Annotated in this window: 22 protein-coding genes and 1 pseudogene; 8 read left to right on the top strand and 15 right to left on the bottom strand. The window is 60.1% G+C overall.

Going from position 1 to position 20,209, the window contains the following annotated elements; translation table 11 throughout:
* Positions 1 to 38: 38 nt before the first annotated feature.
* Positions 39 to 998, bottom strand: coding sequence for a M29 family metallopeptidase (locus AB4O05_RS26380; protein ID WP_460134455.1), 960 nt, complete (start codon positions 996 to 998; stop codon positions 39 to 41).
* A 73-nt stretch (positions 999 to 1,071) separates the two neighbouring features.
* A complete protein-coding gene (locus tag AB4O05_RS26375; protein WP_003175756.1) occupies positions 1,072 to 1,209 on the bottom strand; it encodes a hypothetical protein in 138 nt (45 codons plus the stop codon).
* Positions 1,210 to 1,846: 637 nt separating this feature from the next.
* Between AB4O05_RS26375 and AB4O05_RS26370 the strand changes: the two genes are divergently transcribed.
* Positions 1,847 to 3,268: an amino acid permease gene (locus AB4O05_RS26370; protein WP_460134457.1), complete on the top strand. Its 1,422-nt coding sequence runs from the start codon at positions 1,847 to 1,849 to the stop codon at positions 3,266 to 3,268.
* 135 nt (positions 3,269 to 3,403) lie between these two features.
* Here the strand turns inward: AB4O05_RS26370 and AB4O05_RS26365 are convergent, their stop codons facing one another.
* From AB4O05_RS26365 to AB4O05_RS26350, 4 genes and pseudogenes are all read right to left on the bottom strand, one after another.
* On the bottom strand, positions 3,404 to 3,661 hold the full coding sequence (locus tag AB4O05_RS26365) for a colicin E3-like toxin immunity protein (RefSeq protein ID WP_460134458.1): 258 nt from the start codon (positions 3,659 to 3,661) through the stop codon (positions 3,404 to 3,406).
* A gap of 42 nt (positions 3,662 to 3,703) precedes the next feature.
* Entirely contained in the window at positions 3,704 to 3,964 is a 261-nt protein-coding gene (locus tag AB4O05_RS26360; RefSeq protein ID WP_460134459.1) for a colicin E3-like toxin immunity protein, read from the bottom strand.
* Between the two features lie 92 nt (positions 3,965 to 4,056).
* Positions 4,057 to 4,194, bottom strand: a pseudogene (locus AB4O05_RS26355) (detoxification); the annotation flags it as partial.
* 138 nt (positions 4,195 to 4,332) lie between these two features.
* Complete coding sequence (locus AB4O05_RS26350) at positions 4,333 to 4,710, bottom strand: c-type cytochrome (RefSeq protein WP_460137739.1); 378 nt, start codon at positions 4,708 to 4,710, stop codon at positions 4,333 to 4,335.
* Between the two features lie 70 nt (positions 4,711 to 4,780).
* Between AB4O05_RS26350 and arfB the strand changes: the two genes are divergently transcribed.
* The gene (gene arfB / locus AB4O05_RS26345) at positions 4,781 to 5,194 is read left to right on the top strand and encodes an alternative ribosome rescue aminoacyl-tRNA hydrolase ArfB (RefSeq protein ID WP_034109044.1); all 414 of its coding nucleotides are present in this window, start codon (positions 4,781 to 4,783) and stop codon (positions 5,192 to 5,194) included.
* Here the strand turns inward: arfB and AB4O05_RS26340 are convergent.
* Positions 5,191 to 6,378 carry an MFS transporter gene (locus AB4O05_RS26340; RefSeq protein ID WP_460134460.1) on the bottom strand — a complete coding sequence of 396 codons (1,188 nt, stop codon included), beginning with the start codon at positions 6,376 to 6,378 and terminating at the stop codon, positions 5,191 to 5,193. The two genes, arfB and AB4O05_RS26340, sit on opposite strands and share 4 nt — an antisense overlap.
* Positions 6,379 to 6,474: 96 nt before the next feature.
* On the bottom strand, positions 6,475 to 6,657 hold the full coding sequence (locus AB4O05_RS26335; protein ID WP_460134462.1) for a hypothetical protein: 183 nt from the start codon (positions 6,655 to 6,657) through the stop codon (positions 6,475 to 6,477).
* 15 nt (positions 6,658 to 6,672) lie between these two features.
* Between AB4O05_RS26335 and AB4O05_RS26330 the strand changes: the two genes are divergently transcribed.
* A complete protein-coding gene (locus AB4O05_RS26330) occupies positions 6,673 to 6,981 on the top strand; it encodes a hypothetical protein (protein ID WP_460137755.1) in 309 nt (102 codons plus the stop codon).
* On the opposite strand, the gene AB4O05_RS26325 is transcribed toward AB4O05_RS26330, so the two are convergent.
* Positions 6,978 to 7,289 carry an Mpo1-like protein gene (locus tag AB4O05_RS26325; protein WP_460134465.1) on the bottom strand — a complete coding sequence of 104 codons (312 nt, stop codon included), beginning with the start codon at positions 7,287 to 7,289 and terminating at the stop codon, positions 6,978 to 6,980. The genes AB4O05_RS26330 and AB4O05_RS26325 overlap by 4 nt on opposite strands.
* Positions 7,290 to 7,451: 162 nt before the next feature.
* Between AB4O05_RS26325 and AB4O05_RS26320 the strand changes: the two genes are divergently transcribed.
* Complete coding sequence (locus tag AB4O05_RS26320; RefSeq protein WP_460134466.1) at positions 7,452 to 8,510, top strand: AraC family transcriptional regulator; 1,059 nt, start codon at positions 7,452 to 7,454, stop codon at positions 8,508 to 8,510.
* Here the strand turns inward: AB4O05_RS26320 and AB4O05_RS26315 are convergent.
* The 6 genes from AB4O05_RS26315 to AB4O05_RS26290 form a co-directional block, all read right to left on the bottom strand.
* Entirely contained in the window at positions 8,467 to 9,921 is a 1,455-nt protein-coding gene (locus AB4O05_RS26315) for a TrkH family potassium uptake protein (RefSeq protein ID WP_460134468.1), read from the bottom strand. The genes AB4O05_RS26320 and AB4O05_RS26315 overlap by 44 nt on opposite strands.
* A 135-nt stretch (positions 9,922 to 10,056) precedes the next feature.
* The gene (locus AB4O05_RS26310) at positions 10,057 to 11,400 is read right to left on the bottom strand and encodes an imelysin family protein (protein WP_460134470.1); all 1,344 of its coding nucleotides are present in this window, start codon (positions 11,398 to 11,400) and stop codon (positions 10,057 to 10,059) included.
* Between the two features lie 127 nt (positions 11,401 to 11,527).
* Positions 11,528 to 13,579, bottom strand: a complete 2,052-nt coding sequence (locus AB4O05_RS26305; protein ID WP_460134471.1) for a putative bifunctional diguanylate cyclase/phosphodiesterase — start codon at positions 13,577 to 13,579, stop codon at positions 11,528 to 11,530.
* A 278-nt stretch (positions 13,580 to 13,857) separates the two neighbouring features.
* On the bottom strand, positions 13,858 to 14,040 hold the full coding sequence (locus AB4O05_RS26300) for a hypothetical protein (protein WP_460134473.1): 183 nt from the start codon (positions 14,038 to 14,040) through the stop codon (positions 13,858 to 13,860).
* 158 nt (positions 14,041 to 14,198) lie between these two features.
* The gene (locus AB4O05_RS26295) at positions 14,199 to 14,795 is read right to left on the bottom strand and encodes a superoxide dismutase (RefSeq protein ID WP_003212997.1); all 597 of its coding nucleotides are present in this window, start codon (positions 14,793 to 14,795) and stop codon (positions 14,199 to 14,201) included.
* A 177-nt stretch (positions 14,796 to 14,972) separates the two neighbouring features.
* Complete coding sequence (locus AB4O05_RS26290) at positions 14,973 to 15,575, bottom strand: LysE/ArgO family amino acid transporter (protein ID WP_460134475.1); 603 nt, start codon at positions 15,573 to 15,575, stop codon at positions 14,973 to 14,975.
* Positions 15,576 to 15,666: 91 nt separating this feature from the next.
* Between AB4O05_RS26290 and AB4O05_RS26285 the strand changes: the two genes are divergently transcribed.
* The 4 genes from AB4O05_RS26285 (at position 15,667) to AB4O05_RS26270 (ending at position 20,136) form a co-directional block, all read left to right on the top strand.
* On the top strand, positions 15,667 to 16,563 hold the full coding sequence (locus tag AB4O05_RS26285) for a LysR family transcriptional regulator ArgP (protein ID WP_460134476.1): 897 nt from the start codon (positions 15,667 to 15,669) through the stop codon (positions 16,561 to 16,563).
* Between the two features lie 97 nt (positions 16,564 to 16,660).
* Positions 16,661 to 17,659, top strand: a complete 999-nt coding sequence (locus AB4O05_RS26280) for an NAD-dependent epimerase/dehydratase family protein (RefSeq protein WP_460134478.1) — start codon at positions 16,661 to 16,663, stop codon at positions 17,657 to 17,659.
* A 126-nt stretch (positions 17,660 to 17,785) separates the two neighbouring features.
* Positions 17,786 to 18,625 (top strand): ATPase, encoded by an 840-nt coding sequence (locus AB4O05_RS26275; protein ID WP_460134479.1) that lies wholly within the window; start codon positions 17,786 to 17,788, stop codon positions 18,623 to 18,625.
* 251 nt (positions 18,626 to 18,876) lie between these two features.
* A complete protein-coding gene (locus AB4O05_RS26270) occupies positions 18,877 to 20,136 on the top strand; it encodes a D-mannose isomerase (RefSeq protein WP_460134481.1) in 1,260 nt (419 codons plus the stop codon).
* The last annotated feature ends 73 nt before the right edge of the window (positions 20,137 to 20,209 follow it).

Raw genomic sequence — 20,209 nt, 5'->3', positions numbered from 1 at the left:
TCCCACATTGAGTTCTTCAGTGTCAGTCAAGTCTGCGCTCAGAATGCAAATCGCCCATCAAACACTGGCTTGTCATCCAATGCCAACACGCCGCTGGCGAAGATCAGATCCAGGTGATGGCTGCCTTTCTGCCCGCCACCCAGCCCCAGGTGCAAGCCGCAATGGCGCTCCTCAAACCCGGCATTGCGTGCATACAAATCCTTGACCCCTTCATTGGTGCCAATCCCCAACTCCTCCACGCGGCGGTTGGACGGGTTGGCATTCAGGTACTTGTTGAAATCATCCGCCAGCCCCGGCACATCGCTGGCCACGCTGCAGACGGTCGAGTTCTCGATCCACAGCTCCAGTGGCGATTGCAGCACGCCGTATTTGCGCGCGAAGGGGATGGTGCTGAGAAAGGTGCCGACAAACCGCACCTGGCCATTAATGGCTTCGCTGTGGGTGGCGATCTCGCCGGGAGCCAGGTCGTGGTTGCCCACGCCATTGATATTGGTCCACTTTTTGATACTGCTCATCGGTGCCTGCAGGCGTGAACCGTGCTTGTCGGTAAAGCTCAGTACGTTGGCCTGGCCCATGCGCCGGATCAGCGTGGCATTGAGGTCGGCGATGCGCTGTGGTTCGACGCTGAAGGTGTCGTAGAAGTAGTCGCCGTAGTCCTTGAACAGCAGGGATTTCTTCCAGTGCTCGGCCATGACGTCCTGCAGGGCGCGGATAAAATCCGGGCCTTCGGCGCGTGGGTTGGGCAGGGTGGAAGAATCGTAGAGAAACAGGTACAGGTCGCAGGCGTCGATGGCCTGGGCCAGGGTGTCGCTGGCGGCCAGGTCCAGGCGCTGCACCTGGAAATTGAAACGGGCGGCGCTGCTGCGGGTGATGGCTTGGACGATAGCGTCGTAGCGCTCGGTATGGCCCAGCAGCACGGTGGGGCAACTCAGGCCGTGGAGGGCCGGGTGGTGGGCGAGGTAATAGAGAAAGTGTTCGACGGCGCGGGCCTTGTCCATGACGTGTGTCCTTCTGTGCCTTGGGTAAGGGGGCAGGTGCCGTGCACAGCACCTGCCGGATGCCTGCCGGGTGTTAGAAAGGCCACATCGCCGTGCCAAATGGCACAACGGCATCGGCTTGCATCATTTCAACGGCGGCCTCGTGGGTCGGCGCTTCAAACCAATCGTCGAGTTGCAGTTCGGTTTCCAGGTCGTTTTCCAGTGCTTGCATGGTGTATCTCCTAGAGGACGTTGTTTGAGAACGGCTTGCCAGCGGGCTTCGCTGGGCAAGTGGAGAACCTAGGTGAGAGTGTTTCAGAATGCAAAAAATTTATTGACACGGTCTCATTTGGATTTTTTGTTCTGAATTTTGATCAAGGGTTTTTATTCAGAAAATTCAGTGCCCTGGCGGTGCTCATTTCACAAAAATTTCTTACCGCCAATTTTCCTTTAATTAACCGCTGTAACGCTTATTTTCCATGCTGTAACGATTAATTTACGTGTTAAGGGCGAAATTATTGAGTGGGTTGGCGCCGTCAGGAATACCTGACACTTCGTCTCGTGCACCGTTGGAGTGCGGCCCCAAGCGGTCGAGCGGTGTACAATGCGCCGCGTTTTACTGTGACCGCCTTTGTGTAACCACACAGAAGGCCAAGACCTCAGGGTTTACCCACCCTGATCACTCCGCCCGGCCACGAGCCCGGCGGGTTCGATTTCGTCACAGATAAAAACAAACAGGTGACGCATGACCGTTAGAAAGACGCTGTACTCCTGGTGCCTGCGCTGGGGTTTGAGCGGCGCTGCCTGAGTCGAGATTCAAGGCAGCCACGTGCATTCAACATCATCAAACCTTGCGTGAGACCCTTTTCATGAGCGAACCCCATTCCTCTTCAGGCGAACTGAAACGTGGCCTGAAAAACCGTCATATCCAGTTGATCGCCCTCGGTGGCGCCATCGGTACAGGCCTGTTCCTCGGCTCGGCCGGCGTGCTCAAATCCGCCGGCCCGTCGATGATCCTGGGCTATGCCATTTGCGGCTTCATTGCCTTCATGATCATGCGCCAGCTCGGCGAAATGATCGTCGAAGAGCCGGTCGCCGGCTCCTTCAGCCATTTTGCCCACAAGTACTGGGGCGGTTTCGCCGGCTTCCTGTCGGGCTGGAACTGCTGGATCCTGTACATTCTGGTGGGCATGTCGGAGCTGACGGCCGTCGGCAAATACGTGCACTACTGGTGGCCGCAGATCCCGACCTGGGTCTCGGCGGCGGCGTTCTTCGTGCTGATCAACCTGATCAACCTGGCCAACGTTAAAGTCTTCGGTGAAGCCGAATTCTGGTTCGCGATCATCAAGGTGGTGGCCATCGTCGGCATGATTGCGCTGGGCAGCTACCTGCTGGTCAGCGGCAGCGGCGGGCCGCAAGCCTCGGTGAGCAACCTGTGGGAGCACGGCGGTTTCTTCCCCCATGGCGTCGGCGGCCTGGTGATGGCCATGGCGATCATCATGTTCTCCTTCGGCGGCCTGGAAATGCTCGGGTTTACCGCCGCCGAAGCCGACCAGCCGCGCACCGTGATCCCCAAGGCGATCAACCAGGTGATCTACCGTATCCTGATTTTCTACATCGGCGCCCTGGTGGTGCTGTTGTCGCTGACGCCGTGGGACAGCCTGCTGGCGACCCTCAACGCGTCCGGCGATGCCTACAGCGGCAGCCCGTTCGTGCAGGTGTTCTCGATGCTGGGCAGCAACACTGCCGCCCACATCCTCAACTTCGTGGTGCTCACCGCCGCGCTGTCGGTGTACAACAGCGGCACCTATTGCAACAGCCGCATGCTGCTGGGCATGGCCGAGCAGGGCGATGCGCCCAAGGCACTGGCAAAGATCGACAAGCGCGGCGTGCCGGTGCGCGCCATCCTCGCCTCGGCGGCGGTGACGCTTGTGGCAGTGCTGATGAATTACTTCATCCCGCAACACGCGCTTGAACTGCTGATGTCCCTGGTGGTGGCCACGCTGGTGATCAACTGGGCGATGATCAGCTATTCCCACTTCAAGTTCCGCCAACACATGAACCGCACCGGCCAGGTGCCGTTGTTCAAGGCGCTGTGGTACCCGTACGGCAACTATGTGTGCCTGGCGTTCGTGGTGTTTATCCTGGTGATCATGCTGATGATTCCGGGGATCCAGGTGTCGGTGTACGCGATTCCGGTTTGGGTGGCGTTTATGGCAGTGTGTTACTGGATCAAGAACAAGCGCAGTGCTGAAGCGGCGTTGGCGACGGCGAGTGCGGCGTTGGAGTAAGCAAAATATGCGGGCTGTGTGAAAACGCTGCTTGCACCGGCTGAAAGCAAACGCCCTGGCTTGTCGGGGCATTTGCTTTCAGGAATTTAGACACAAAGGCGAAATGTACTTAGTTGAAAGGGCTCTTAGTCTGTATCACTCGTGTGCATGTTCGTAATCAAATGCAATGAAGTAGTCGCTTTCTGAAAAAATAATCTCATGAGAGAAGTACGCTTGAATCAGTGATAACCACTCCTGCCGTAGCTCAAACATACCGTTATTGACGTCCTCGTTTACTGACAGCCCGAGTTTGGAAATCACCGAGTAATCGTCTCCTAAATCCACCGAGTCCTCCGTTCCGCGTAGCCACTCTGTGGTTCCGTCGAACCATTCCAATCTCACTTTGAGTCCCATGTGGCTCCTTCGCGGAACTGGCCACTCGCTACCAGTACATACTCAGTATGGCCAAGGCCCCTGGTGGTGGAATGATATCTGATAGTCATAGTTGTCTTGTTTCATCTCATGTTTGAAGTGAGGTTGTAGGACCGCTATCCACTTTTTCTTAAGATCGTAAGCACCATCGAAAATTTGATAGTCTTTCTCTAGCTCAAACGAAGCAAGTATCGAATGAGCATCTTCAAATATAGTTGACGGTTCTTCTCCAACTCCGAAGCCGGTAGATTTTTCAAACCATTCGAGCATGACTCTGAGGCTCATAGGTGTTTTTCCTCACAGGTATTTTTTGATGTTTCTCTTTGGGTTTGGCTGTTTTTTTCTTTCGCCAGTTATAGGACTGAACGCACCAATATGGCTGGCTTGGGTGTTGGGGCTGGGGATGGGATGAATAAATCGATAGGTGGCGAATAGGGCACACGCGATGGCTGCGGAGTGAGGATTCGCCGTTTGAGTTGTTCTTCTTCAGTGATCGGGTAGGCACGTTCAGACATGACGGGCTCACTTCCTTGTGTGGGGGAGTGAGCCTACGAGGGAGGATCAAGGCGCTGGAATCGGCATTATTCGATGATAAGCGTGAGAAAAGTAGACGGAAAATTCAGCTTGTTTCGAATACACTTTTTGAGAGGCATTCACCGGCTTTTTAAAATGACACCACTCATGTATTGATTCAAATCGCGAAAATCCAGAACGCTCCACGCGTGCGGCGGTAGCTTCACACCATTCTGCTGCAATGTTTTTGGAATCAAGTTTCCATTGGGACGAAGGATGACCGAAGAGACAATTACGCCCGGATAATCAGCCAGGCGTTTTTTGAACACGGAGGTTGTAAGGTCAGGCGTAGGCGGGCTGCTTTTCCTGGCCAGTGGTCCCGTTGCCTTGAGATCCGTTCCGTGGCACATGGCACATCGCTGTGAATAGAGATTCTTGCCATTGGCAAGATCCGCGAAGGACTGCGAAGTTTGAATGAATGCTAAAGTGCCTAGCAAAGCGATCAAGGGTATTTTCATTTTGCAGGTGGCCTTGTTGTCGATGTTGTTATCCACGTTTGGCTTATCCGTTGCCTAAGGTTTTTGAGTGATGCTGGTCATTTCCAACAACGTGCACCTGCCCGATGCCGAGATCGAGTTGACTGCCATCCGCGCCCAGGGCGCCGGTGGGCAGAATGTCAACAAGGTGTCGAGCGCGGTGCACCTGCGCTTTGATATTCCGGCGTCGTCGTTGCCGGATTTCTACAAAGAGCGTCTGCTGGCGCTGCGTGACAGCCGTATCACCAGCGAAGGTGTGCTGGTGCTCAAGGCCCAGCAATACCGGACCCAGGAACAGAACCGCGCCGATGCGCTGGAACGCCTGGTGGAGTTGATCCTCAGCGCCACCAAGGTGGAGAAGAAGCGTCGCCCGACCAAACCCACCCTGGGCTCGAAAAAGCGTCGCCTGGAATCCAAGACCAAGCGCGGCAGCATCAAGGCCGGGCGCGGCAAGGTCGACTTCTAGGCGTCGCGTGCCTTGCGAGCTTGTCGGTACAGGTGCACGCTCAGCAGCAAGCCAGCGAGTGCGGCGAGGGCCGCGAACAGGAAGATCGAGACAAAGCCGAAGCCGGCAGCCACGGCCCCAGCCAGCGGGCCGGTGATACCCAGCGACAGGTCGATGAACAGCGAGTAGGCGCCCACCGCCGAACCTCGGCTGGACGCGGGCACCAGGTTCACCGCTTCCACCCCCAGCGCCGGAAACACCAGGGAAAAGCCAAAACCGCTCAACGCCGCGCCGGCCAGGGCCAGGTTGGCATCGGGCGCCAGCCACAGCAGCAACAGGCCGAGGATCTCTACCGACAGGCAGGCGATCGCCACCCGAAAGCCGCCGATACGGTTGATCAAATGTCCGAACAGCAGGCGCGCGCCGATAAAGCTGGCACCGAACAGGCTCAGGGCCCACACCGCGTTGTCCCAGTGCTGGGTGGTGTAATACAGGGTGATGAAGGTGGCGATGGTGCCAAAGCCGATGGAGCCCAAGGCCAGCGCACAACCGTGGGGCAACACCCGGCCGAGGACATTCATGAACGGCAGTCGCACGCCGGTCACAATCGGCGCGGCGACCTTGTTCCAGGCCAGCAGCAAGCCCACCCCCGCCAGCAAAATAATGCTGACGCCCATGCTCCACAGCCCGAAGTGCCTGACCAGCAGCACCCCCAAAGGCGCACCGACCGCCAGCGCGCCATAACTGGCAATGCCGTTCCACGAGATGACCTTGGCGGTGTTGGCTGCGCCCACCCGACCGATGCCCCAGCCAATGGCGCCCGAGCCCACCAGGCTTTCCGCGCTGCCCAGCACCAGACGGCCGATCAGCAGACTGCCCAGGCTCAGGGCCGGCAGGTTCGAAGACCACGCCGCGATCAGCATGAATACGCCGCTCAGGCCGCAGCCCGTCAGGCCGATCAGCACGGCGCGCTTGCTGCCCAGGTTGTCGATCATGCGCCCGGCATAGGGGCGGCTCAGCAGGGTGGCCAGGTATTGCACGCTGATCACCAGGCCGGCAATCACCGCGCCGTAGCCGAGCTCACTGTGCACATAGCCGGGCAATACGGCGAGGGGAATGCCGATATTCAGGTAGCCGATAAAGGTGAACAGCACGATGGAAACAACTTGCAGCGTGACCGCCATGGGGCGTCGGGTATCTGGCATGGGGAGAGGTCCACTGTCGCAGCCGGTAAAGATAGGCTGCTAATGATAGCGGTGCTGAAGCCTGAGCAGGGCGGTAAAACGCAAAAACGTCAGAGGTCAGGACTTGGCAGGGGCGAGCAATTGGGTGGTGACCAGTGCGGCCAAGGCGTTTTCCTGGGTACCGAAGCGCTTGAGCAGCAGGGCTTGCTTGTCGGCGCTGAGGCGGTTCCACACTTCGACCATCTGCAAGGCGGCGTCGATTACGGCGGTGTCCGGGGTGTCGGGGAGGGTGTCAGTCATGGCGGGGACCTCGGGGTGATTCAGGCAGTGTGGAAAGCGCTCAAAGGCGCGCTTTCCACACGGTCTGGTACGGCGTCAGTCCTGGCGTTTGCCGTCGACTGGTTTTGCTTCTTTGGCCTCAGGCTGCTGGGGGCTGGCCTGCTGCGGTGTTGGCTGCTCAGTTTCGTGCAGGCTTGGGAAGGGGAGATTAGGTATCTCGTGCATCGTCGTCGCTCCTCGCAAAGTCTGTTTTATCAATCGCAGGTGATTCCGCGCTCTCAAAAAGCCTTGGCAGGATACATCACTGTAAATGACAAAAAGACTTTTTATATCGCTGCCCTTTAGAAGGGAACCTTGCCCAGAATCATGTCCCGGTACATCACAAAGTCCCCGAGCAAGCTGTAGAACGGATGCTGAAAGGTCGCCGGACGGTTCTTTTCGAAGAAGAAGTGGCCGATCCAGGCAAAGCCATAGCCAGCAATGGGCACGGCCAGCAGTAACGCCAATGAGCCTCTGCCAATGGCATAGGCCAGGATGCCGATCACCAGGGTGGTGCCGATAAAGTGCAGGCGCCGGCAGGTGCTGTTGCCGTGTTCACTCAGGTAGTAAGGGTAAAACTCGGCAAAGTTATTGAATCGCTTGATGTTTTCCACGGTGGCGGGCCCTTTGATTATTGTGCCGCCCAACAGTTGTTCGGCGGGGAGCTTATTTGAGTCTAGAGTGATCAGTGGTAACAGCCAGTGACATTAGATGCCACTTTAGTATCCTTGCCTCCCTGGCTGCCGTTTTGAGTCTGCTTTATTTAAGAAGACGCCATGAGCGAACGAACAACTTCTGCAAGCTGGGCGATGGGGATAGTCAAAGCACTGGAGATGGACGGACTGGATTGCCGCGCCTTGTTCAAGCAGCTGGGACTGGATTACGCCGCCCTCAATGACCCGGACGCCCGCTTTGCGCAAGACTCCATGACCCGCCTGTGGCTGCGCGCGGTCGAGTTGTCGGGCAACCCGGCCATTGGCCTGAATATGGGCAAGGTCGTGCGTCCGGCGTCGTTTCACGTGGCCGGCTACGCGTTGATGTCCAGCAATACCCTGGCCGAAGGCTTTATGCGCCTGGTGCGTTACCAGCGCATCATTGCCGAAAGCGCCGACCTGAGTTTCCGACTGTTACCCGAAGGCTATGCGCTGATTCTTACCGTGCATGGCGACCACCTGCCGCCCACCCGACAAAGCGCTGAAGCTTCGCTGGCCTGCGCGTTGGCGCTGTGTGGCTGGCTGACCGGGCGAACGCTGCAACCGCGCAAAGTCATGCTGCAGGGAGAGCAGCCGACGGACCTGGGGCCCTACAAACAGGCGTTCCATGCGCCGCTGCAGTTCGGCGCGGCGTATGACGCGCTGATTTTCGAGCGCGCCGATATGGAGGCACCGCTGCCCACGGCCAATGAGGCCATGGCGTTGTTGCATGATCGGTTTGCCGGTGAATACCTGGCACGGTTCTCCGAAAGCCGCGTGACCCACAAGGCGCGGCAGGTGCTGTGCCGGCTGTTGCCCCAGGGGGAACCCAAGCGCGAAGTGGTGGCCCAGACCCTGCACCTGTCCCAGCGCACCCTGCAGCGGCGATTACAGGAAGAAGGCACCAGCTTTCAGACGCTGCTCGACGACACCCGTCGCGAACTCGCCGAGCAATACCTGGCGCAGCCAGCCATGACCTTGCTGGAGATCGCCTATCTGTTGGGCTTTGCCGACCCCAGTAACTTCTTCCGCGCATTTCGCCGCTGGTTCGATGCCACGCCCGGCGAATACCGGGCGCGGTTGCAGGAAGCGTCAAGGTTCAGTGACGCCAGAACGCCGGAATGCACAGAACAAAGACTGTAATGATCTCCAGCCGGCCCAGCAGCATGCCCAGCGACAGGATCCATTTGGCCGCATCCGGCAGGCTGGCGAAGTTGCCGGCCGGGCCGATGGTTTCCCCCAGGCCTGGGCCGACGCCGGACACGGTGCTGGCGGCGCCAGTGAGTGCGGTCATCCAGTCCAGGCCCAACAAGGACAAGGCCAGAGCGATGGCGCAGATGGTGATGGCGAAGAAAAACGAGAAGGTCAGGATCGAACGCACAATCTCTTCGTCGAGGCGGTGGCCGTTGTACTTTTGCTTGATCACCGCGCGTGGGTGAATCAACTGATTCAAGTTGGCCTTGAGCAGGATATAGGCAACCTGGAAGCGAAAAATCTTGATCCCGCCCGCCGTGGAGCCCGAGCAGCCGCCGATAAAACCCAGGTAGAAGAACAGCATCAGTGAGAAGTTGCCCCACAGGCTGTAGTCGCCCAGCGCAAAACCGGTCGTCGTCACCACCGACGTAACGTTCAGTGCCACATGGCGCAGGGCATCCAGCCAGTGCAGGTTGGTGGTCCACCAATACCAGGTGCCGAGCACGAGCCAGGTCACCAGCAGCAAGCCGAGCAGGCCCTGGACCTGTTGATCCTTGATCAGCGCCCGGCGGTTGCCGCGCAAGGTGGCGACATACAGGGTGAACGGCAAGCTGCCGAGGATCATCACCACCACCGCGACCCAGTGCACCGCCGGTTGTTTCCAGTGGGCCAGGGATTCGTCGGAGGTGGAAAACCCTCCGGTGGAAATCGCCGACATCGCGTGGTTGATCGCATCGAACAGGCTCATGCCGGCCCACCAGAACGCCAGGCTGCCGAGGATGGTGATGCCTACGTACGCCGCCACGATCAGCCGTGCCACCATGTGCGAGCGGGGCATGACTTTTTCCGAGCGGTCCGAGGATTCGGTCTGGAACAGGCGCATGCCACCAATGCGCAGCAGCGGCAGGATCGCCACCGCCATGGCGATAAAGCCGATACCGCCGAGCCAGTGCAGCAGCGAGCGCCACATCAGGATCCCTGGCGACATGCTGTCCAGGCCGCTCAACACCGTGGAACCGGTGGCGGTGATGCCGGACATGCTTTCGAAAAACGAGTCGGTGTAGCTGATGTGCTGGGTCAGCAAAAACGGCAGCGCGGCGAAGACGCACACCACCACCCAACTGCTGACCGTCAGCAGGTACATGTCCCGCGGGCGCAGATGCACATGTTCGGGGCGGCCGGGGATGATCAGGGCCAGGCCGGCGACAAAGGTAATCATGCTGGCCCACAGGAACGACGGCAGGTCGCTGGTGCGTTCGAAAATCACCAGGGTGGCCATGGGCACGACCATGGCGATCGCAAGGGTGATCAGGAAGATGCCGATGATGAAACCGATGATACGTAGGGTCGGCAACGCCATGAAATTCGCTCGAGATAGGGCAGAGGCGCCATTCTACCTGGGGTGCAGGGCGATGTGGGAGCTGGCTTGCGCGGTGTCTATCGGGGCCGCATAAAAAAGGCGACCCGAAGGTCGCCTCATTCAGCACCGCACGGATCAGAACTCGTGATCAGCGCTGTCCGGGTTCAGGTCGCTGATACCCAGCTTGCCTGCGGCCTCTTCGATCGCGCCGGTCTGCTTGACCAGCGAAGCAATGGCGTCGCGCACGATCTGGTTGCCCGCGTCGTTACCGGCAGCGATCAACTGGTCGTAATGCTCACCCTTGTTGGCGTGATCGACCATGACCTGGATCTTGGCTTCGGTCTCTGCCAGGTCGGCTTTCAACGCGGTATCAGCCGCCGGGTCGGCCTTGGCCACCAGCGACGACAGGCTGGCGCCGGTCATCCGGGTGCCGTCGACGCGGGTGTACTCGCCCAGGTAGACGTTGCGGATGCCCTTGGCGTCGTAGAAGTGCGAGTAGTGGGTGTTGTCACTGAAGCAGTCCTGCTCGTCTTCCGGCGAGTTGGCTTCCAGGGACACCTTCATGCGCTCACCGGCCAGCTCGCCCAGGGACAGGCTGCCCATGCCGAACAACATCTTGCGCAGGCCGTCGGTGGCAGGTTCTGCCTCCAGGGTGGCGCGGTAGTTGTCTTCGACATTGGGTTTCCAGTTGCCGACCATTTCTTCGAGGTCGCTGACCAGCAGTTGGGTCACGGCGCGCAGGTAGGTGCGACGACGCTCGTTGTGGCCGCCCGTGGCGCCCTCGCCGGTCAGGTAGTCCGACGCGGGACGGTTGCCGGCGCCTGGGCCGGTACCGTTCAGGTCCTGGCCCCAGAGCAGGAACTCGATGGCGTGATAGCCGGTGGCGACGTTGGCTTCGGAACCGCCCAGCTCATTGAGGCTGGCGAGTTTTTCCGGGGTGATGTCCTTGACGTCGACCTTGTCTTCGCCGACCTGGATTTGGTTATTGGCGATGATGTTGGCGGTGGCGCCCGGGTTGCCCAGGGCATGCTCGTAGGATTTGTCGACGTAGTCGATCAGGCCTTCGTCCAGGGGCCAGGCGTTAACTTGGCCTTCCCAGTCATCAATGATGGTGTTGCCGAAGCGGAACACTTCGCTCTGCAGGTACGGTACGCGAGCGGCAACCCAGGCAGCGCGGGCGGCTTTGAGGGTGTCGTCGTTCGGCTTGGCGAGAAACGCGTCGATGGCGGTCTGCAGGGTTTTTGCAGTGGATTCGGCATCGCTGTACACCGCGAACACCATGTCGGCGTAGTGCGCGACCACGGCCTTGGCGGCTGCTTCGTCGACCTGGCCGGCAGGGGTGGCAGTCGCGGCAGCGGTAGTGCTGGCAGCCGGGGTCGGCGCCTGGTTGGCTGCGGCCTTGTCTTTACCTTCGCCGCAACCGGCGAGAGAAATGGCAATAGCCAGCAGACTGGCGGTGGCCAGGGGCATACGAATCATGGCGAACATCCTGCTTCGGTTGTTGATAGGACGCGCGGGGGGGCGCAAAAACTGCGACATAATGCGAAAGATTTGCATTTTGTGTAAAGGGTTATAGGCAGGAATTATTCAGTATCGTCGCGCCACGTCAGAGAATCGCCTCGTTATTGCGCTCGGCCTGCTTCAAAAAAGCTGCCAGCTCCCGGGCTTGCAAGGGTTTGCTGTAGTAGTAGCCCTGACCTTCATGGCAGCCCTCGGCGATGATGTAAGCCTCCTGTTCCAAGGTTTCCACGCCCTCGGCGATCACCTGCATGCCCAGGCTTTTGCCCAGTTGAATGATGGCGCGCACGATGGTGGCATCGTCGTCATCGTCGAGCAGGTCCTGGACGAAGCTCTTATCGATCTTGATCTTGTCCAGCGGCAAGCTTTTCAGGTAGCTCAGTGAGGAGTAGCCGGTGCCGAAGTCGTCGATGGCGATCAACGCCCCCGAACGGCGCAGGCTCAACAGGTGCTGGGCGGCGGTGCTGATGTCTTCCATCAGGCCGGTCTCGGTAACTTCCAGTTCCAGGCTGCGCGGCGGCAGGCGGTAGATCTGCATCAGGTTGTTGACCACCCGTGGCAACTCGCTGTGGTGCAACTGCACGGTCGACAGGTTGACCGCCATGCGCAGGTCGGTGAACCCCTGGTCGTGCCACTCGCGCAATTGTCGGCAGGCTTGGTCCAGCACCCATTCGCCAATCGGAATAATCGTGCCGTTCTGTTCGGCCAGCGGGATGAACAGATCTGGCGGCACCAGCCCGTGCTCCGGGTGTTGCCAGCGGATCAACGCCTCCACCCCCACCACCTGGTGGTTGCGGTAGCTGATCTGTGGTTGGTACACCAGGTGAAACTGTTCGCGGCTGAGGGCGTCGCGCAGGTCTTTTTCCAGTTCGCGGCGGCGGCGCATTTCGCTGTCGACGCTGGCGATATAGAACTGATAGCGGTTGCGCGAACGGCTCTTGGCCAGGGTCATGGTCTGTTCGGCCTTTTGCAGCAGCTTTTCGGTACTGTCGCCGTCTTCCGGGAACAGGGTGATGCCAATGGTCGCGCGCAGGCGGATCTGCTCGTGGTCGAGAGCGAATTCGGCTTCGAGGTCGTCGAGGATGCTTTGTGCCAGTTCGGCGGCTTCGTAGGGCTGGTCGATATCGGCCTGTACCAGGGCGAACTGGTCGCCGCCCAGGCGCGCGAGGGTGCCGAGGCGGCCGCTGTGGGCACGCAAGCGGTCGGCCAGGGCCAGCAGCAATTTGTCGCCAGCCTGGTAGGTGAACTGTTCGTTGATGCTTTTGAAGTCATCGAGCCCCACGCACAACACCGCCACGCGGCGCTGGCGGCGGCCGGCGTCGATCAGGATCTTGTCCAGTTGCTCCTGCAGCTTCTGGCGGTTGGGCAGGCCGGTGAGGAAATCGTACTGGGCCATGCGCAGCAGGCTGGATTCTGCTTCGTGGCGCAGGTGGGTATTACGTTCGATGGATTCGAGCAACTGGTTGGCGGTATTGATCCACAGCCCCAGTTCATTGTGCTCGTGCCCCTTGAGCTGGGGGATCTTGTGTTCGCTGGGGCGGTCCGGGTTGATCGAGGTCAGGTGCTCGATAATCCGCGACAGCGGTTTGGTCAGCAACCAGTGATAGACCAGGTACAGCACCAGGCCCATGGCCAACGCGCGGAAAACGCCGGAAATAAAGATGATCACCGAACTGATAATAAAGCCCTTGCCATAGGTAGCGGTGTCGAGGGTGATGCTCAGGTCGCCGTAATACTCGCTGTAGGGGCCCTTGCCGACCAAGGCGGTGGTAAACGTGCGTTCCTTGCCAAGAATCAGGTCGGTCAGCCAGCGGCTTGGGGATTGCTGCAAGGCGCGGCTTTTTTCCGCCAGCATGGTTTCATTGGGGTGGCCGATGGACGCCTTGCGCACGGCTTCGTCCTGGAACAGCCCCTCGATCACCTGCATGCCCATCTCGCGGTCCAGGCTGTACACGGCCTGGGTCGAGGGGTCGCGAAACATATCGAGGATGCGCTGAGCATCACTGGCCACGGCCTGGCGCGTCTTGTAGGCATCGAAAACGATCTGCGCCACGCTCAGCGCCACGCCCACGATCAACGCCGACAGCAGCGCAACCCGTAGCAACTTCACCGACAAGCTGTTCTTGAGTTCCAGCTTCAAAGGGGCATTCCTTGTCTCATGCGGGTGGCCTTCAATATGCCATGAGTATTGGCAATCTGGTGAGGGCAGTCAAAGGAACATTGGGGCAGGCGCAGGTTTGGGGTGGTTGGCGAAGACGTCCAGGGCGGAGCGGGGGGAGGGCAATGGGAAGAGGCGCAAAAAAAACGTTGGGTTATCAGGAGAGCGGCGATCGTATCCGCCGCTCTTTTGTCTCGCTTACGTCGGGGGATGCGGGTCAGCCAGGCACCCCTCGACTACATTCGAGTGCCCAACGCAGATCAAAACGAGATTTGCGAAGGTTCTTGCTGTTCCTGGCCTTGAGGGTTGATTTGCCCCATGGCCTGTTGAGCCATGTCCATGCCTTTGTCCAGTATGTCCATGCCCTTGCCCAGCAGGTCCATGCCCTTGTCTGCCATGTTAAGTGCGGTCGGGGCCATGCCGATAATCGATAGAGGGTCCATATCAAGCTCTCCGGTATTTAAACGAGAGGGACATTCCTCTCACACGCTGGGTGGCAAAATCCCTATGTCGAGTTCCAGCATGTGTGTAATTTTTTCCATGTGTAAGCGCCCATGAAAAAGCCCGGCAATCGCCGGGCTCTTTCTACTGCAAGCGTTGCTTAGGCAGTGAAGGTCTTGCCTTCGAACTGCTCAGCCACGAACTTCCAGTTGACCAGGTTCCAGAACGCTTCCACATACTTTGGACGCACGTTGCGGTAGTCGATGTAGTAGGCGTGTTCCCATACGTCGCAGGTCAGCAACGGGGTGTCGCCGCTGGTCAGCGGGTTGCCGGCGCCGATGGTGCTGGCCAGGGCCAGGGAACCGTCAGCTTTTTTCACCAGCCAGCCCCAACCGGAACCGAAGGTGCCGACGGAGGTCTTGGTGAACTCTTCCTTGAACTTGTCGAACGAACCGAACGCGGCGTTGATGGCCTCGGCCAGTGCGCCGGTAGGTTGGCCGCCGGCGTTTGGCGCCAGGCAGTTCCAGTAGAACGTGTGGTTCCAGACCTGAGCGGCGTTGTTGAAGATACCGCCCGAAGAGGACTTGACGATCTCTTCCAGGGTCTTGCCTTCGAACTCGGTGCCTGGCACCAGGTTGTTCAGGTTCACGACATAGGTGTTGTGGTGCTTGTCGTGGTGGTACTCCAAGGTTTCCTTGGAGATGTGCGGCTGCAGGGCATCGTGTGCATAGGGCAGCGGCGGCAATTCGAAAGCCATGATGATTCTCCTAATCAGGTCAGTTGCGGTGAGCGCAAGGCCGATCACGGGCGGCCAAACAAGCGCCGGGGAGTTTGTACTCTTTGCGGCGCAGGGGCAGGATCATAGCACCGGGGGTGTGGCAAAACCACGCAACAACTGTGTGGGATAGAGGTTCCAGAGCCTTTTGGAATAAGTTCACGCCGCGCTTATTAATTGATACGCCACACTGAACATCATCACCGCCACCAGCAGGTCCAGCAGGCGCCAGGTAGCCGGGCGTGCCAACCACGGCGCCAGCCATGCTGCGCCGAGCGCCAGGGTGGCAAACCACAGGAACGACGCGCTGGCGGCACCGGCCACGTAGGCGCCCGGTTCGGTTTGTTGCGCGCCCAGCGAACCGATCAGCAGGACGGTGTCCAGGTAAACGTGAGGATTGAGCAGGGTGACCGCCAGGGCGCTCAGCAGTACAGCGCGCAATGAACGGGTCTTGAGGTTTTCGCCCTGGTCCAGGCTCTGCTTCGAAAAAGCCCTGCGCAGCGCGCACGCGCCGTACCACAGCAGAAACGCCGCGCCGCCCCAGCGTGCCACCGCCAGCAATATCGGGCTTTGCGCCAACACGGTCGCCAGGCCAAAAACCCCGGCCGCCACCAGCACGGCATCGCAGACCACGCACAGGGCCGCCACGGGCAGGTGATGTTCGCGGCGCAGGCTTTGGGCCAGGACGAAGGCATTTTGCGTACCGATGGCCATGATCAGCCCGAGAGCCACCAGCAACCCATTCATATAGCTTTGCCACATAGATAAAGATCCTCTCAACGATGCTGGTCATTCTCGTGTCCGGCGCGGTATAAGAAAAACCAATATTGCTGATCGCTCATTAGAGAAACTGATGTTCGACTATAAGTTGCTTTCCGCCCTGGCGGCGGTGGTGGAGCAGGCCGGCTTTGAGCGTGGCGCCCAGGTGCTGGGGTTGTCGCAATCGGCGATCTCCCAGCGCATCAAGTTGCTTGAGGCGCGCATCGGCCAGCCGGTGCTGGTGCGGGCTTCACCGCCGACGCCCACCGATATCGGTCGGCGCCTGCTCAACCATGTGCAACAGGTGCGGCTGCTGGAGCGCGACTTGCAAAGCCAGGTGCCGGCGTTGGATGAAGAGGGCATGCCCGAACGCTTGCGCATCGCCCTGAATGCCGACAGCCTCGCGACTTGGTGGGCCGAGGCCGTCAGCGACTTTTGCGCCGAGCAGCATTTGCTGCTCGACCTGGTGGTGGAGGACCAGACCGTAGGCCTCAAGCGCATGCGCGCGGGTGAAGTGGCGGCCTGTATCTGCGCCAGCGAACGCCCGGTCGCCGGTGCCCGCAGCCTGCTGCTAGGCGCCATGCGCTACCGCGCGCTGGCCAGCCCGGCCTTTATCGCCCGGCACTTCCCTCAAGGCGTGCGTGCCGATCAACTGGCGCGTACGCCAGCGCTGGTGTTTGGCCCGGACGATTTCCTGCAGCACCGCTACCTGGCATCCCTCGGTGTGAACGGTGGTTTCGAACACCATTTATGCCCCTCGTCCGAAGGCTTTATCCGCCTGACGGAAGCCGGGCTTGGGTGGGGGCTGGTGCCCGAGCTGCAGGTGCGCGACCAGCTTGAAAAAGGCGTGCTGGTGGAGTTGTTGCCAGATAAGCCGATCGATGTGCCGTTGTACTGGCATCATTGGCGCAGCGGCGGGCAACTGCTGGGCTTGTTGACCGACCATCTGGCCCACGCATGCGGCCAATGGTTGGTGCCGTACGAGCAGTGACGAGCGTCAAGCTGCAAGCTGCAAGAGAAAGCTTGCGGACCGTTTTTAACTTGCAGCGTGCAGCTTGATGCTGGCAGCTGCATCTGTAGGAGGCTCCATGAAAGTTCTGGTCACCGGCGCAAGCGGCTTCATTGGTGGGCGCTTTGCGCGTTTCGCCCTGGAGCAGGGCCTGGACGTGCGGGTCAACGGGCGGCGGGCCGAAGGCGTGGAGCATCTGGTCAAGCGCGGCGCCGAGTTTATCCAGGGTGATCTCAATGACGCCGACCTGGTGCGCGAGCTGTGCCGCGATGTCGAAGCCGTGGTGCACTGCGCCGGCGCCGTGGGCCTGTGGGGGCGTTACCAGGACTTTCACCAGGGCAATGTGCTGGTCACCGAAAACGTCGTCGAAGCCTGCCTTAAACAGCGGGTCGGGCGCCTGGTGCACCTGTCCTCGCCATCGATCTACTTTGATGGCCGCGATCACCTGAACCTGACCGAAGAACACGTTCCCAAGCGCTTCAAGCACCCCTACGCCGCCACCAAGTACCTGGCCGAGCAGAAGGTGTTCGGCGCGCAGGAGTTCGGCCTCGAAGTGCTGGCCTTGCGCCCGCGGTTTGTCACCGGCGCCGGCGATATGAGCATCTTCCCGCGCCTGCTGAAAATGCAGCGCAAGAACCGCCTGGCCATCGTCGGCGACGGCCTGAACAAGGTCGACTTCACCAGCATCCACAACCTCAACGAAGCGCTGCTCAGCAGCTTGCTCGCCCCCGGTTCGGCGCTGGGCAGGGCCTACAACATCAGCAATGGCGCACCGGTACCAGTGTGGGATGTGGTGAACTACGTGATGCGCCAAATGGAGTTGCCTCAGGTCACCCGGTATCGCTCCTACGGTTTGTCCTACAGCCTGGCGGCCTTGAACGAAGCGTTCTGCGCGATGTGGCCCGGGCGGCCGGAACCGGCGTTGTCACGCCTGGGCATGCAGGTGATGAACAAAGATTTCACCCTCGACATCAGTCGCGCCAGGCATTATCTGGATTACGAGCCCAAGGTCAGCCTGTGGACCGCACTCGACGAGTTCTGCGGTTGGTGGAAGGCGCAGGCCCCTGGGCCCAAGTAAGGTCACAACAGGCAACACATCGGGAACCGAATACAGGGTTCCGGGTCGATCAGTGCGACGTGACTGCGGTTTATACTCCCGTCGCTCGGCTTCCAGCCAGCTACTTCACCGATTCAGGGTTGATTCATGCGTAACGATGCTAACGACGACTTCGACAACGTTCCCAGCCTGCGGGCCGACCTCGGGGATGACGATGATTTCGAACCCACCCCGGCCACCTCGGTGCGTTCGCGCAACACCCCCGTGGTCAAGGTTAAAAGTGCCAGCACCGGGCCCCTGTGGGCATTGATCGGCGCGCTGTTGATCGCCTTTGCCGGCCTGGCCTGGTGGAGCTTCCAGCAGATCTCCCTGATGGGCCAGCAATTGGTCGCTACCCAGGAAAGCTTCGCGCGCATCAGCGAGGAAGCGGCGGGGCGCCTGCAGGACATTTCCGGTAAGGTCGTCGCCAGCGAAGCCAGTGTGAACAACGGCAGCGAAGCGCTGAAGCTGCAGATCAAGCAATTGGAAAGCCAATTGCTGGAGCAGCGCAAGCAACAGGTTGGCGTGGCCGGCCAGGCCAGCGAGCTGGACACGCGCCTGGCGCAAATGACCGCGAGCACCAGCGATCTTTCCACTGCCAACAGTAAGCTGCAGGGCCAGGTACAGGCCCTGACCGACGCCGTGGCCACCCTCAAGGCTGCGCAAGCTGAGGCCGGCAAGCGCGATGCCGAGCTCAAGGAACTGGCCGCCGACGTCGCCGCCCTGAAGAAACAGGGCAACCCAAGCGCTGCCATTGCCCGTATCGAGCAGGACCTGTTGGTACTCAAGAGCGCACAGGACAACCAACCCGCCAACAGCGATGCGCCGACCAATAAAGAGTTCGACGTGTTCCGTATCCAGACCACTCGCAATATCACCACGTTGCAGAGCCAGGTGCAGACCCTGAATCAGCGTCTCAATGCGCCGGCGACACCGCTCGGTCAATGATTGGAACCGGTTCAAAAATGTGGGAGCGGGCTTGCTCGCGAATGCTGAGTGTCAGTCACTGCATCTGTTGACTGAGCCACCGCATTCGCGAGCAAGCCCGCTCCCACAGTTGGATTGTTGCCAAGGCTGGAAGGGTGTTCGGTTTTTACAATGTCACCGGGTGGTGACATTTCTGATCCCCTTCGTTACTTGTCCCTCGCGTGCCCTTGTTTAGACTCCGGTCATCCCACAAAAAATAATAAGGGCCGCCCATGATCACGCATCCACTGCCTGCCAGCAGTTGGCTGAACGCTCCTGCTCATCACGCCTGGCTCGCTGCTGAAGGCCAGCGCCTGCTGGTCTTTGCCAAGGCGTCTCGACTGCCCGAGGGGTTTGGCAACCTGAACGACAATGGCCAACTGCCTGCCGATGCCCGTGCCGAAACCATGAACACCGCGCGCATGACCCACAGCTTCGCCATGGCCCATGCCATGGGCTTGCCGGGTTATGCCGAGCTGGTCGAACACGGTGTGGCGGCCCTGACCGGCCCGTTGCGCGATAGCGAGCATGGCGGTTGGTTCGCCGTGCCTCACGCCTTGGACGGCAACACCGGCAAGGCCGCCTACCTGCACGCCTTTGTCGCCCTGGCTGCCAGTTCCGCCGTGGTCGCGGGCGCCCCCGGCGCGCAAACCCTGCTCAATGACGCCATTCATATCATCGACCAGTTTTTCTGGAGCGAAGAGGAGGGCGTGATGCTCGAGTCTTTTGCCCAGGATTGGAGCGGCGTTGAAGCCTATCGCGGCGCCAACAGCAACATGCATGCGACCGAAGCCTTTCTCGCCCTGGCTGATGTCACGGGTGACACCCGCTGGCTGGAACGAGCGCTGCGTATTGTCGAGCGCTTGATCCACGCCCACGCCGCCGACAACCAGTTCATGGTGATCGAGCATTTCGACGCCCAGTGGCAGCCCTTGCTCGGTTACAACCAAGACAACCCCGCGGACGGCTTCCGCCCCTATGGCATCACGCCCGGCCACGGTTTCGAATGGGCGCGGCTGGTGCTGCACCTGGAAGCCGCGCGCCTGCAGGCCGGGCTGACCACGCCCGACTGGCTGGTGAGCGACGCCAAGGGCCTGTTCGCCAGTGCCTGCGAATATGCCTGGGCCGTGGACGGCGCCCCAGGCATCGTCTACACCCTGGACTGGAAACACCGCCCGGTGGTGCGCGAGCGCCTGCACTGGACCCACGCTGAAGCCAGCGCCGCCGCGCAGGCCCTGCTCAAGCGGACCGGCGATGCGCATTACGAAACCTGGTACCGGCGTCTCTGGGAATTTTGCGAAACCCACTTTATCGACCGGCGTCAGGGCAGCTGGCACCACGAACTCAGCCCGCACAACCAGCCCAGTCGCAACATCTGGGCGGGTAAGCCGGACCTGTACCATGCCTGGCAAGCGGTGGTGCTGCCTGCACTGCCCCTGGCCCCGAGCATGGCCAGCGCCTTGGGCGCTGGGTGTTATGTCACCAAGTGGTGACATTTGTGCATCCCTTTGTTACCTGCGCTTGAAAAATCAATGTTTAAACTCCCTGCAGCGCAAGCTCCAGACT

The sequence above is a fragment of the Pseudomonas sp. S1_G07 genome (assembly GCF_054668565.1).
This window is presented reverse-complemented; position numbering and strand designations above follow the sequence as displayed.